We start from the raw sequence: 14,189 nt of genomic DNA, 5'->3' as shown, positions 1-14,189 counted from the left end.
TTTTTCAACCTACCGTTAGGTAAAAAATAGTCTATTTTTTTAAACAGTAATATGAAAAGCTTTAGGGATAAGGAATGGATTTAGAAATTTCTTTCTAAAGTATTGTGTTCACTTTACACATAAATATTGAGAAAATTTCACTTACCCTAAATGGAAAGGTAATAGAAGTGTTCATAGAGAATTACTCGTAGATTCAATTTTTATCCATCCGTTTTGCAGGGAATGATTGCCTAGTGGTAATGGGATAAGGTTGAGCTACTTTATTAGGGGGAGTGGTTCTATGTTTAATAAAAAAATGGTGGCAATGGCAATGACCGTGCCGTTAGTAATGGGGACGATTTCTACGGTTTCGGCATTGGAAAAACAACAGCAAGTAAAGTTAGAAGCTTATTCGCCACAGAAAAAAGCAACTGAATATTTAAAAGAAAATGCTGCGCAGTATGGATTGAAAACAGATCTTTCAGACTTGCAATATATTTCTACAACAGAAACATCAGTAGCTTCATATGTTAGGTTCCAACAAGTTGTTAATGGTGCACCTGTATTTTCAAAACAAATAACAGTTACGCTTAACGGAGAGGGAAAGGGAGTACTCGCTGTTTCTGATTATCAGCCTGTTACAGGTGTGAAGGAAGTAACGACAAAAATTAGTGAAAAAGATGCAATACAAAAATCAATGGCGTATGTTGGAGAAGCAAGTGAGCAAAATTTATGGGCTCCTACAGATAAAGAGTTCGGATATATTGTTGAAGAAGGAATTGCTCGTCCAGTATATAAAGTTGTAGTCCATTCTAATAATCCGTTTGGTGCATGGGAAACATTTATTGATGCAGAAAATGGAAAGTTAATTAAAAAGGTTGATATAAACCGAAAAGCTGAAGGGTCAGGAAAAGTATTTTTACCTAACCCAGTCGTATCTAGCGGTAGTAAAGTAGGCTTAAAAGATAATAACGATGCAGATTCAACAGCTCTAACGAACCAACTGAAAACTGTTACGTTAAAAGGTTTAGATGGAACAGGATTTTTAATTGGAGAATATGTAACGATTTCTTCAAAAGCGAAAACAAAATCTACGAATTTACAATTTAACTATACACGCGCAAATGATAGCTTTGAAGATGTTATGTCGTACTATCATATCGACACATTGCAACGTTACATTCAAAGTCTAGGTTTTAAAAATATTAATAACCGTTCGATAAAAGTGAATGTTAATGGTACAACTGATGATAACTCATTCTATTCTCCATCAACAAAAGCTTTAACTTTCGGTACTGGCGGTGTTGATGATGCAGAAGATGCTGGTATTATCGCACATGAGTATGGGCATTCGATTCAAGATAACCAAGTTCCTGGCTTTGGTAGTTCAGCAGAAGGTGGAGCGATGGGAGAAGGATTTGGCGACTTCTTAGGTGCTACATATGAAGATGCAGTATCGACTACTGGATATGGTAAAGCATGTGTTGGAGAATGGGATGCGACAGCTTATTCTAGTTCAGATCCAACATGCTTACGCCGATTAGATACGAATAAAGTATATCCGAAAGATATAACGAATGAAGTGCATGATGATGGTGAAATTTGGGCTCAAGGCCAATACGAAATGGCACAAGCTTTTGGCCGTGATGTAGCAACAAAAATCATTTTACAATCACACTGGTCATTAACACCAAACTCTAAATTCAGTGATGGAGCGAAAGCGATTAAGCAAGCGGATGCTCTTTTATATGGCGGACAACATGCTGCTGATATCGATCGCATTTGGGCAGCGAGAGGCATTAGTACGAATTAATATAAAAAGTCGTGGCATTTATAAGCCACGACTTTTTAATTTGCTTAAGAACTGGTACTAGTAAATAAAGCTATATCAATGATAGTGTGAATATATCCGTATCCCATTTACTTTTTAGCTTCTTTAAAAACAAAATGCTCTTTAAATTTTCTAGATTCAACTTTTTGACCATTTCGCATCGATCGGAATGGGTGTTCTTGCCATGTAATAATAACATCAACTTCATCTGCTTTTGTAGCAACGGGTAAATTAGCGTGTTCAAATCCAGTTTTTCCACTTGCCAAACGACTTTCCTTTAGGGAAAAGAGTTCATATTTCGTTTTCTTATTTGGTTCGTTGCGGAATACTTCGACGTTTACATTATATACTTCACTATTCCCGACATTCTTTACTGAAAAATGATATGTTTGAAATTCATCTTTTTTAGTTTGAAGCATATTCTTGTTTGTTTTTTTCGGTTTATCAATATTCACTTGCCATTGATCAGAGTTTTGAGAGATTGGTAAAGATTTTGGTGAATAGGCATACGTTTCGTTTACTACAATTAAGCAAAACAAAAGGAGAAAGAAACTAATTGCTTTTTGCATATACACACCTCGCTTTAAAATTTTTATTAATATGCGTAAATGAATTAGTTTTTATGTAAAAATTGGAAAATATTAAAGGTGTAATTTTGGATGTAATACATAAGAATATGTATTACAAAATTAACTTTTCACACTTTAGAAGAAGTTAGGAGTTATAAAACCAGAATGTTTCAAAAAAAGCTTGCGTTTTATAAGATAAGGAGTTAGAATACTCTGTAAATATAAAAAGTGATGATCAGGAAAAGTACATGGTGCAAAGGTCTACAGAGAGCAGCCGGTTGCTGGGAAGGTTGCGATACCGCATGATGGAAAGACACCTGTGAGTGTTGCTTTGAACGTGATTATTAGTAAAAGCAAACGGTACCTACCGTTATCAGGGCTAAGATGGTCAGTATGACAATTTGGGTGGTACCGCGGAAAAAAATCCGTCCCTATTTATAGGGGCGGATTTTTGTATTCTTTGAAAGGGGGTGAGTGACCGTGGATGATGACGATGACAACAATAACGTAAATAAATATAAAATTACTGGAGGGAAAAATAATGGATTCAATAATGAAGCGTTCACTCACAAAAGAATGTAAAAAGCAAAGTGGAAAGGTTGTATTACTTCAAGGATGGGTAAAAAAGATTCGACATCTTGGAAATGTTAGTTTTTTATTATTACGGGACAGAACAGGAGTAATTCAATGTGTATTAGAAAATGAATTGGCTGGATATAAAGTTGATGTAGAAAGTGTCGTCCACGTAATTGGTGAAATAGTCGAGACATCGAAAACAGAATTGGGTGTTGAAGTACTTGCTCATGAAGTGAAAGTAATAAACGGTGCAGAGCCACTTCCATTTGAAATAAATAAAAAGAAGTTACAAGTTGGCTTAGATCAACTACTTAATGAGCGAGTAATATCATTAAGGCATGAGCGAACCGCAGCGATTTTTAAAGTGAAATCTACACTCGTTCAGAGCTTTAGTGAATTTCTTATAGAGAACGATTTCACACGGATCTTTACGCCGAAAATTGTTTCGCAAGGGGCAGAAGGAGGAGCAAATGTTTTTAAGCTTCCATACTTCCAAAAAGAAGCTTATTTAGCACAATCACCACAGTTCTATAAGCAAATGATGGTGGCAGGTGGGTTAGAACGAGTTTTTGAAATTGCACCTGTATATAGAGCGGAACATCATAATTCTTCCCGTCATTTGAATGAATATATATCGTTAGACGTAGAGCTTGGTTTTATTCATGATTTTTATGAAGTGATGCAACTAGAAACGGATGTTTTACGATATATGTTTCAACAAGTAGCGAAAAAATGTGAAATAGAACTACAACTATTACAAATAGAAGTACCTGTTATTACTGAAATACCTAAAATTACATTGTTAGAAGCACAAGAAATTTTGAAAAGTAAGTATCGTAAAGAATCTCCTGTAGGGGATTTAGTTACAGAAGGTGAAAAGTTACTAGGGAAATATGTGAAGGAAATATATAATAGTGAATTTGTTTTTATTACGCATTATCCGAAAAAAGCGAGACCGATGTATACGATGCCGAATAAAGAGAATCCAGCTATTACTGATTCATTCGACTTATTATATAAGGGATTAGAAATAACGTCAGGGGCACAGCGAATTCATAATTATGAAATGTTACTCGCTTCGTTTAAAGAAAAAGGATTACACCCAGATAAATTTCAATCTTATTTAAATACATTTCGATATGGTTGTCCACCACATGGAGGTTTCGGAATTGGGTTAGAAAGGGTTGTATATAAACTTTTAGAATTAACAAATGTACGAGAGGCGAGTGCTTTTCCGAGAGATTGTACTCGTCTCATACCGTAAAAAGAATCTTCGCGATTATCGCGAAGATTCTTTTTTTATAGTTCGTTTAAAAAGGTGAAAATATAGACTCTTTCTTTTTCTAATAAGCTTAGTAAAAGTCAGTTGAAATATGAACTATTTCGACAAAAAAATCAATATACCCTTGACAGTTACAAATATAACAGATATACTTCATATTAATTTCAAAAGAAAATATATTCTAAATATTAAAATGTGTTGAATAGGAGTAGTAAGGTCATGTATTTGTACAGAGAGCTATGGGTTGGTGTGACATAGTCAAATGACATCCTGAACTCGCCTAGGAGCAGTAAGGTGGAACGGAATTACATTCTTAGTAAATCTTAACGGTTAACCTTCGATATTAGGTTTGTAATCAAACGATTACTACTAAGGTGGATTCATAATGGAATCAATAAGGGTGGTACCGCGTTAAGTAAATGGCTTAGCGTCTCTTTATATAGAGATGCTAGGCCATTTTTTTATTATATGGAAGAAGAAATGGAGGGTTTATTTGAATAGGTTTATAAAATTTATTTATTTATATAAAAAGATTTAATTGGGAGGAAAATGAGATGAAACAGACGGAGCAATGGACTTCAAAATTAGGTTTTATAATGGCGGCAGCCGGATCAGCAATTGGACTTGGTGCGATATGGAAGTTCCCTTATATCGCTGGGAAGAGTGGGGGAGGAGCATTCTTTTTAATATTTATATTATTTACTGTTTTAATTGGACTACCGCTACTTATAGCTGAATTTATGATTGGACGCAGTACGCAGAAACAAGCAGTTGGAGCATTTAAAAGCATCGCACCAAATACAGGATGGCATTGGATTGGACGCCTTGGTGTTGGAACTTGTTTTATACTACTTTCGTTTTATAGTGTTGTAGGTGGATGGGTATTAATTTATTTATTCAGAGGAATAACTGGACAACTGATTACTCCAGGACAAAATTACGGTACATTATTTACTGAAACAATTGGGAATCCTGCTTGGGCTATTATGGGACATTTCGCTTTTATGTTCATTACGATATGGGTTGTATCAAAGGGTGTACAAAACGGAATTGAAAAAGCAAGTAAATATATGTTGCCAGCATTGTTCGTTTTATTTGTCGCTCTTATTATTCGTTCGTTAACACTTGATGATGCAATGAAAGGTGTGAAGTTTTTCTTACAACCAGATTTCTCAAAGATTACTTCGGAAAGTATTTTGTTCGCAATGGGGCAATCATTCTTTGCAATTAGTATCGGGATTTCAATTATGGTTACGTATAGTTCCTATTTAAATAAAAAAGAAAGTTTACCAAAATCAGCAATAACAATTGTTGGATTAAATTTATTTGTTTCATTATTTGCAGGTCTTGCTATTTTTCCAGCCGTATTTTCATTAGGAATGGAGCCAACAGAAGGACCTGGATTACTATTTATCGTATTACCATCTGTATTTAGTCAAATCCCATTCGGTGGATTTTTCTTAACAGTATTTCTTGCACTATTTACATTTGCGACATTAACATCAGCATTTTCTCTACTAGAAACTGTTGTTTCAGCATTAGCAAATGGTGAACAAGAAAAGAGAACGAAATTATCATGGCTGATCGGTTTCGGCATTTTCTTGGTAGGTATACCATCAGCGTTATCATTTGGAGTATGGAGTGATATTACGATTTTCGGAAAGAATATTTTTGATGCAGTAGACTTCTTATCTAGTAATATATTAATGCCACTTGGAGCACTATTTATTAGTATTTTCGTTTCATTCAAAATGGAGAAGAAGGTACTAGAAGCAGAGTTTTTTGTAGGTGGAAATTATGGAAAGAAAGTATTTACTTATTGGGCATTTTTACTTCGATTTGTAGCACCACTTGCAATAATTATAGTCTTCTTAAATGTAATAGGGATTATTTAATATTAAATGTTATAATATTCAGTAAAAAAAGGGGTGATGATCATAAAGAAAAATTTGATAGAAGCAGGGAAATATATGAATATTAGAGGGAAAAAGCTATACGTTGAAACACATGGAAATCCTAAAAATAAGCCAGTCTTATACTTGCATGGTGGACCAGGAGAAAGTTGTTATGATTTTTCATTTCATCAATCGGAACGTTTAAAAGATTCTCTATATGTAATTATGATAGATCAAAGAGGTGTTTGTCGCTCAGAAGAAATTACTGAGGACGAAGCTTTTGGATTAAATGATTTGATTGAAGACTGTGAGGAATTAAAAAAAGTATTACAAATTGAGAAGTGGTCTATAATTGGACACTCTTTCGGTGGATATGTAGCATTGCTTTATGCGTCGATATATCCAAGTTCAATAGAGAAAATAATATTTGAAGGACCAACTTTTGATTTTGCATTAACAAGTAGGGCTTTGTTACAAAAGACAGGGCATTTATTAAAAAAGTATGGAAAAGAAGAAGTAGCAGAAGAGTGCTTTGCTTATTCATCTAGCGAGGCTAGTTCAGAAGAGTTGTTAGAAGCTTATATAAGACTAAGCGCTGAATTAGAAGAAAAAAGAATGGAGATTTACAATAATAAGGAAGATAGGACAGATGAGAGTTTATACAGTGATGAAGAGTGGGAAATATTTTCAAATCGCTCCAAAATTCACTTTGATAGATTAAAATTAGAGGGAGCATGTCATACATCATTATTATCAAAAATAAAAGATGGACAAAATCTAATGTTATTAATAGTAGGAAAACATGATGTAGTAACGTGTGAAGAACAAATTAAAACATTTAATAAAGATGCCCGAAACGGCAAGTATATCGTATTTGAAGAGAGCGGTCATTCACCTCATTATGAGGAAGCAGATAGATTTGCAGAAACAGTCATACATTTTTTGAAATGAAGAAAAGGGTGCTTCTATAAATGAGAGGCACCCTTTCTAAATTTCTGGATATGTGATTGTGATGTTAGGCCACTTACTTTGCCAATTCTTTTTTATAACTCTGTTTTTGTACATATGTAATCGTTCTTTCGATTCAAGAAAATGAGCTGTTGGTTTCACTTGTAAGGAAAGGACATCTTCAATACCACATGGGGCTGTTAAGATAACGTTGTTTAGTTCATCAAGTGTAACTCCTAAAGCCGTTGCTGTTTCAGGGAATTTAGAAATAGCATTAACAGAAGAAGAATATGGTGGCATATTATTCACTACATGCATACGAGCTTGATTTTTTACAGACCAAGGGATAGTAGCATCAATATTCATTAATTTCGTTTCTAATGATTGTTCGTATATCTCATCTTGATGTAGACTATCATAATAAATCACATCAACATCAGGCATAGCCGTTTTAGCTTCATAGTCATGTAAAGTATCCCAAATTTTAGAACGAACAAATCCGGCACAAATCCACCAATCAGGTAGCTCTAGTGATTTTGCCATTTGTAATACATTCATCATCCATTCGTCGTTTTCTATTAAGCGAATTATATCTTTCTCTGTTTTGATCTTCATTGATAAATTCACCTTTCTAGTAAATTAATGCATCAGTTCAATAATCCATAAAATCCAGTAAGCACCTGGTACAAATAGCAGTTGTGCTAATAATGTGCCGAGAAGTCTAGAAATCATTAGCCAACCATACATTTTACTCATAGATTCAGCACCGCTTTCTGATTGTAGAGCACGTTCTGTTAAAAGAGCAATGCGTGGATCGAGTAATACAGTTAATAAAATAGTGGCGAAACCATTTACAAGGCCAGAAGCTGTACTTGCATTTGTTGCATAATCTGGATTTAAAAAAGAAGCGTAAAGGGCTGAAAGTACCCCTGCTGTATAAATAGCAGTAGCAAACATGTTAATAAGCATAATACGCTTTGGAATACCACCGATACGCAGTCTATGAATCATTTCTAACTTTGGAAAACGGACATATTTTTTTGTGTACTTTAATTTTTGAATGTTATTCGTTTTCATCATTCGAATGAAAGAACCGTCTGTTTCAAAGTTTTGAATGACATATCCAAATAATTTTGTCAAAGTTGGATAAAGAATGATCGCGATTAATGTACCGATAGAAGCCGATAATAGTACGAGTCGTATAATATGCTCTAAATTAATAGAAGAATCTAGTTTTGCTTCATCGACAATACCACCGATTAAAAAGGCTTGTAGTAAGTTTGATGTTCTTGAAATAAGTAACACCATTCCTACAACAGACAAGGCAACCGCAATCTTCTTTAAACGTACTCCAGCTAATCGAATACTATAAGAGCTTGTTTCAACTGCGTGGATCACAATTGTGAAAGCCATTATAAAAATTAACGTAATTGACATTTGTTTCACCAGTTTCTATTAAAATAATTGTAACTTTTTTACTGTATCATATCTATCGTATTTTGTAACTGAAAGTATGTGACATATGGAAATTGATTTTTCGAAAAAATAGATAATAATAGTATAATAGGGAGAAGTGGAAGAGATGTTAGCACTTATTTATACAGCAAATTAAGTGGAGGAATGAAGCATGTATAAAACATTTCTATTTGATTTAGATGGAACTTTAACGGATCCGAAAGAAGGGATTGTAAACTCGGTTTTATATGCATTAAAAAAAGTAGGAATTGAAGAAGTACATATAAGTGAGTTAGATTCATTTATAGGTCCTCCTATTCAGCAATCATTCATAGAGAGATATAATATGAGTGAAGGAGAGGTTGAACGTGCTGTTTTTTACTTCCGTGAGTATTTAAAGCAGCGTGGATTGTTTGAAAATAATGTATACGAGGGGATTCTGAAGCTCTTGCAACAATTAAAAAGTTCAGGGAATCGCATATTCGTAGCAACTTCAAAGCCCACTGTATTTGCGAAACAAGTTATAGAGCATTTTCGATTAACGAATTATTTCGAAGACATCATTGGAAGTAATTTAGATGGTACGAGAATAAAAAAAGAAGAAATAATTGCTCATATTTTACAAACACATGAAGAACTAAATAAAGAAGAAATGATAATGATTGGTGATAGAAAGCACGATATAATAGGTGCAAATCAGAATGGAATTGCTTCAATTGGTGTTTTATATGGCTATGGCTGTGAAAAAGAACTGACTGAAGTTAGTGGACCTACATAGTGAAAGATGTTGAAGAACTGTATCATTTTTGTGTAGAGAAAAATTTAATACAGCAGTAAATATAGATTCTAGCAATCCCTTTATAACGTATGACGATGAATTCGTTTCTGTTTAAAGGGATTTTTCATATGTAATCGAATAATTATAATTAGACATTTTTAGCATAAAAATTTGTATGAATAAGAGGAGGGATGTCAGAATTGAAAGGTTAGTAGAAATTTATCAATAAAATTTAGAATATTCTGTTTAATGGAGGGGTAAAATTGGAGTTAGTTATTATATTATTAGCACTAAGTTTACTTATGTTCGTAGCATACAGAGGTTTTTCTGTTATTTTATTCGCGCCGATATTTGCATTATTTGCAGTATTTTTGACAGAACCTAGTTATGTATTACCTTTCTTTTCTAATATCTTTATGGAGAAAATGGTTGGATTTATAAAATTATATTTTCCTGTGTTTTTATTAGGAGCAATATTTGGAAAAGTAGTGGAAATGTCAGGAATTGCAGATTCTATCGCAAAAACAATTATTGAGTTAGTTGGTGAAAAACGTACTATATTAGCGATTGTATTAATGGGGGCTATTTTAACGTATAGTGGTGTTAGTGTGTATGTAGTAGTGTTTGCTGTTTATCCGTTCGCAGCTAAGTTGTTTCGACAAGCTAATATTCCAAAGCGTTTAATCCCTGGAACGATTGTTCTTGGAGCAGTAACGTTTACAATGGATGCGCTACCTGGATCACCACAAATTCAAAATGTAATACCTACAACATTTTTTAAAACGGATATTTATGCTGCACCGATACTTGGGATTGTAGGAGCAATTTTTGTTCTTACATTAGGTTTACTATATTTAGAGAGTAGACGTAAGAAGGCAAAAGCAGCAGGTGAAGGATACTTTGGTTTTAATGATGGAAATACTGAAATGGCAGCATCTGTGCAATTAGAACAAAAAAATATGCCATTAATTAATAACATTGAAATTACAAGAGCACAACAACTTATTGCATTTATACCACTTATTTTAGTAGGTGTAATGAATAAAGTGTTTACTATTATGATACCGAAGTGGTATCCAAGCGGTTTTGATTTTTCTGCAATTGGTATGAAAGCATTTGGAAAAGTAGAATTAAGTGCAGTAGTAGGAATTTGGTCTGTAGAATTGGCACTTATTATAGGGATCTTAACAACGTTATTATTATATTGGAAGCGAGTAGTAACAGGTTTCCAAGCTGGATTGAATACAAGTATTGGTGGAGCGCTACTTGCAACGATGAATACAGGAGCTGAGTTTGGATTCGGTGGTGTCATTGCAGCACTTCCAGGCTTCGCAATTATGAGAGATGGCATCTCTGCTACTTTCACAAATCCGTTAGTGAATGGTGCAGTAACGACGAATATTTTAGCTGGAATTACAGGCTCGGCATCAGGAGGAATGGGAATAGTATTAAGCGCAATGGGAGATAAATTTATTGCAGCGGCCAATCAATTTGATATTCCATTAGAAGTTATGCACCGTATCGTATCAATGGCATCAGGAGGAATGGATACACTACCACATAACGGGGCTATTATTACTATTCTTACAGTAACGGGATTAACACATAAACAGTCATATAAAGATATATTTGCTATTACTATTTTGAAAACGGTTGCTGTATTTTTAGTTATCGCATTCTATACTTTAACAGGACTCTATTAAAAAATTTGAATCGTAAAGATTCATCAAATCGATAATTTATATTATAAAATATTAATTAGGATAAGAAGGGGTGGGGGACTTGCAAGAGGTTTCTGAGTTTCGTATGCCAAAGTCGGTATTATATGGAAGGAATTCGCTTGAAAAACTGGGAGAACAATCAAAAAAGTTAGGGAAAAGAGCTTTTATAGTTACTGATACAATTATGGAGAAATTAGGATATGTTGAAAAGTGTATGCAACAACTAAATAAGAAAGGTATTATTGTTAGCACATATAATAAAGTGGATGCTGAGCCTACAAATATACACGTATTAGAAGCGTTATCTCTTTGTAAAGAGGAAAAGTGCGATTTTATTATCGGTATTGGTGGTGGAAGTTGTATTGATGCTGCGAAAGCGGTAGCGGTTTTATATACAAATGGTGGAGAAGTTGAGGATTATGTCCAAAAGGATATTGAAATAGAAAACAATCCACTACCACTTATTGCAATTCCAACAACTTCTGGTACTGGTTCGGAAGTTACAAGTGTAGCAGTAATTACGAATAAAAAAACAGATGTAAAAATGATGATGAAGCATCCTAGTTTTATACCGAAAGTAGCAATTATAGATCCAGTTTTGACAAGTTCGTTACCACCACAAATTACGGCAGCAACAGGAATAGATGCGTTATGTCATGCGATTGAAGCTTATATTTCTAAATTTTCACAACCACTTACAGATGTACTTGCTCTTTCAGCTATTGAAAGTATTATGAAATATTTACGTATAGCATATGAAGATGGACATAATATGGAGGCAAGAGAAGCGATGATGATTGCTTCCTTACAAGCTGGAATTGCATTTTCGAATGCATCAGTTACATTAGTTCATGGAATGTCAAGGCCAGTGGGAGCATTATTTCATGTACCGCATGGAATATCAAATGCCATACTATTACCTACAGTGTTAGAGTTTACGAAAACAAGTGCAGTGAAAAGGTTAGCAAAAATTGGACGTAACTTAAATAAGGATTTGTATTCGAATTCTGATGAGGAAGTAGCAGACTACACGATTGGGGAAATAAAAAAGCTTTGCTATGATCTTCGTATTCCAAATTTAAAAGAATACGGTATCGATGAAATTGAATTTGAAAATGCTATCTCTAAAATGGCATCAGATGCAATTGAAAGTGGTAGCCCAGCTAATAACCCACGTGTTCCATCATATGATGAAATCAAAGAGTTGTATCGAGAGTGTTTTAATTATAAGTATAAAGAATTTATAAAAATATCAGATTATTAATTTCAGAATATTCTATAAAAATTTCCTTGGAAATGAAAGTACAATTATTCTATATTATTACGTTAAAACAAGACTTTATATTCCAAACTTAAAGTCTTGTTTTATTGTGTATAATATACATAATAAAACGTTGTTATTAGTTTTATAAAAAAAGTTTAGGTAGGTGTTTATATGAAAACGATAGGTCTTATAGGTGGTATGAGTTGGGAATCAACTTCTGAATATTATCGAATTATTAATGAAGAAATAAAAGAGAGATTAGGAGGGCTACATTCAGCAAAATGTTTGATTAATAGTGTGGATTTTGAAGAGATTGAACGATGTCAGTCTAGCGGAAATTGGGATGGTGCTGGAGAAATTCTAGGGAATGCGGCATATTCATTACAAAAGGGAGGAGCAGACTTTATAATCATTTGTACAAATACAATGCATAAGGTAGTTGGAAAAATAAAGGCCAAAATTGATATTCCAGTCTTACATATTGCTGATGCAACTGCAAAAGAAATTAAAAGAAAAGACATTCAAAAGGTTGGTCTGCTTGGAACTAAATATACAATGGAGCAAGATTTCTATAAGTCACGTATTGAAGAGCATGATATAAAAGTAATAGTACCATCAGAAAAAAATAGAAAAGAAATAAATAAAGTAATATATACAGAATTATGTTTAGGAAAAATAGTATCTCAATCTAGAGAATATTATAAAAGAGTCATCGAAGAGTTAGTGCAAAAAGGAGCACAGGGAATCATATTAGGTTGTACAGAAATAGGGTTATTAATAAAGCAAGAAAACGTATCTGTCCCGATATTTGATACAACTCATATACATGCAATTGAAGCAGTCAAGGTAGCTCTAGATAGAGTATAATTATATTATGTAAACTTTATTCGTATATCTGGAAAACATTCAGAAAATATTTTATAATGTAAGTGGTTACATTTAAGGGGGAATGCGTATGTTTTCAGTTCAACCAATCGCATTTGTACATAATGAAAGAAAGGAAATAAAAGATGATGAGTGGGGAGAAGTAAGATCTCGTATAACTTTAACTGAAATGTATGCAGAAGAGAGTATACAAGGGGTTGAAGATTTTTCTCATATTGAAGTTGTTTTTTATTTTCATAAAGTAACTGACGAGCAAATTCAGTATTTTGCTAGACATCCTAGAAATAATAAGGATTATCCTGAAGTAGGTATTTTTGCACAGCGCGGGAAAAATCGCCCAAATCGCATAGGTGTAACAATTGTAAAGGTGATCAAAAGAGAAGGTAAATCAATTATTGTTGAGGGATTAGATGCTATTGATGGCACTCCTATATTGGATATAAAACCAATAATGAAAGAGTTTATGCCGACAGAAGAAATACACCAGTCTAAATGGGCAACGGATATAATGAGACAGTATTGGAAGGGGAATGGAGTAAAATGAGAATATATGAGGCAACAATTGCAGATTTAGATGGACTAGCATCAGTTTTTAATAACTATCGCATGTTTTATAGGCAAGATTCTGATTTAGAAGGGGCAAAAGTATTTTTACGAAATAGAATTGAGAAAAAAGAGTCTGTTATTTTCGTAGCAGTTGAAGACGGCGAATATATTGGGTTCACGCAACTATATCCATCATTTTCTTCTATTTCAATGAAAGAATTATGGATTTTAAATGATTTATTTGTACAAGCGGCGAAGCGTGGAGCCGGAACAGGTAAAAAATTATTAGAAGCTGCTAAAGAATACGCATTAGAAAATGGAGCAAAAGGTGTAAAGCTGCAAACGGAGATTGATAATTTATCAGCACAACGATTATACGCTGAAAATGGTTATTTGAGAGATAATCGTTATTTTCATTACGAATTAACGTTTTAAAAAATTAAGTTGAAAGAGACATTTT

At 33.6% G+C, this 14,189-nt stretch carries 12 protein-coding genes, 1 pseudogene and 2 other annotated features; of the genes and pseudogenes, 10 read left to right on the top strand and 3 right to left on the bottom strand.

The window, feature by feature from the left end; all coding sequences use genetic code 11:
• The first annotated feature begins 280 nt into the window (after positions 1-280).
• The gene (locus AU379_RS12995) at positions 281-1,792 is read left to right on the top strand and encodes a M36 family metallopeptidase (RefSeq protein WP_000482274.1); all 1,512 of its coding nucleotides are present in this window, start codon (positions 281-283) and stop codon (positions 1,790-1,792) included.
• 107 nt (positions 1,793-1,899) lie between these two features.
• On the opposite strand, the gene AU379_RS12990 is transcribed toward AU379_RS12995, so the two are convergent.
• Entirely contained in the window at positions 1,900-2,379 is a 480-nt protein-coding gene (locus AU379_RS12990; protein ID WP_001167918.1) for a hypothetical protein, read from the bottom strand.
• A gap of 222 nt (positions 2,380-2,601) precedes the next feature.
• Positions 2,602-2,815: a binding site (T-box leader), on the top strand.
• A gap of 105 nt (positions 2,816-2,920) precedes the next feature.
• Between AU379_RS12990 and aspS the strand changes: the two genes are divergently transcribed.
• The 3 genes from aspS (at position 2,921) to AU379_RS12975 (ending at position 7,083) form a co-directional block, all read left to right on the top strand.
• Positions 2,921-4,219, top strand: a complete 1,299-nt coding sequence (aspS, locus tag AU379_RS12985) for an aspartate--tRNA(Asn) ligase (RefSeq protein WP_030025509.1) — start codon at positions 2,921-2,923, stop codon at positions 4,217-4,219.
• A 207-nt stretch (positions 4,220-4,426) separates the two neighbouring features.
• Positions 4,427-4,675 (top strand) — a binding site (T-box leader).
• Between the two features lie 116 nt (positions 4,676-4,791).
• The gene (locus tag AU379_RS12980; protein WP_000814538.1) at positions 4,792-6,132 is read left to right on the top strand and encodes a sodium-dependent transporter; all 1,341 of its coding nucleotides are present in this window, start codon (positions 4,792-4,794) and stop codon (positions 6,130-6,132) included.
• Positions 6,133-6,207: 75 nt separating this feature from the next.
• Positions 6,208-7,083 (top strand): alpha/beta hydrolase, encoded by an 876-nt coding sequence (locus AU379_RS12975; RefSeq protein ID WP_030025511.1) that lies wholly within the window; start codon positions 6,208-6,210, stop codon positions 7,081-7,083.
• Between the two features lie 36 nt (positions 7,084-7,119).
• Here AU379_RS12975 and AU379_RS12970 read toward each other — a convergent pair whose 3' ends face one another.
• Both AU379_RS12970 and AU379_RS12965 read right to left on the bottom strand, forming a co-directional pair.
• Positions 7,120-7,695 carry a nucleotidyltransferase family protein gene (locus AU379_RS12970; RefSeq protein WP_000695357.1) on the bottom strand — a complete coding sequence of 192 codons (576 nt, stop codon included), beginning with the start codon at positions 7,693-7,695 and terminating at the stop codon, positions 7,120-7,122.
• Positions 7,696-7,719: 24 nt separating this feature from the next.
• Positions 7,720-8,517: a lipid II flippase Amj family protein gene (locus tag AU379_RS12965; RefSeq protein WP_000028915.1), complete on the bottom strand. Its 798-nt coding sequence runs from the start codon at positions 8,515-8,517 to the stop codon at positions 7,720-7,722.
• Between the two features lie 190 nt (positions 8,518-8,707).
• On the opposite strand from AU379_RS12965, the pseudogene AU379_RS12960 reads away from it, so the two are divergent.
• The 6 genes and pseudogenes from AU379_RS12960 to AU379_RS12935 all read left to right on the top strand — a co-directional run bounded on the left by AU379_RS12960 (position 8,708) and on the right by AU379_RS12935 (position 14,164).
• Positions 8,708-9,372: pseudogene (locus tag AU379_RS12960) on the top strand (HAD family hydrolase).
• A gap of 204 nt (positions 9,373-9,576) precedes the next feature.
• The gene (locus tag AU379_RS12955) at positions 9,577-11,016 is read left to right on the top strand and encodes a GntP family permease (protein ID WP_000424329.1); all 1,440 of its coding nucleotides are present in this window, start codon (positions 9,577-9,579) and stop codon (positions 11,014-11,016) included.
• A gap of 79 nt (positions 11,017-11,095) precedes the next feature.
• Positions 11,096-12,298: an iron-containing alcohol dehydrogenase gene (locus tag AU379_RS12950; protein ID WP_001158668.1), complete on the top strand. Its 1,203-nt coding sequence runs from the start codon at positions 11,096-11,098 to the stop codon at positions 12,296-12,298.
• Between the two features lie 171 nt (positions 12,299-12,469).
• Positions 12,470-13,165 carry an aspartate/glutamate racemase family protein gene (locus AU379_RS12945; protein WP_030025515.1) on the top strand — a complete coding sequence of 232 codons (696 nt, stop codon included), beginning with the start codon at positions 12,470-12,472 and terminating at the stop codon, positions 13,163-13,165.
• An 88-nt stretch (positions 13,166-13,253) separates the two neighbouring features.
• A complete protein-coding gene (locus AU379_RS12940; protein WP_061139356.1) occupies positions 13,254-13,727 on the top strand; it encodes an SAM-dependent methyltransferase in 474 nt (157 codons plus the stop codon).
• The gene (locus tag AU379_RS12935) at positions 13,724-14,164 is read left to right on the top strand and encodes a GNAT family N-acetyltransferase (protein WP_001223866.1); all 441 of its coding nucleotides are present in this window, start codon (positions 13,724-13,726) and stop codon (positions 14,162-14,164) included. Before AU379_RS12940 ends, AU379_RS12935 begins: the two co-directional genes overlap by 4 nt.
• Positions 14,165-14,189 lie beyond the last annotated feature (25 nt).

It is taken from the genome of Bacillus sp. JH7 (genome assembly GCF_001563515.1).
Taxonomy (GTDB): Bacteria; Bacillota; Bacilli; order Bacillales; family Bacillaceae_G; genus Bacillus_A; species Bacillus_A cereus.
The sequence above is the reverse complement of the archived record's forward strand: the minus strand, read 5'-3'. Positions and strand labels throughout refer to the sequence as shown.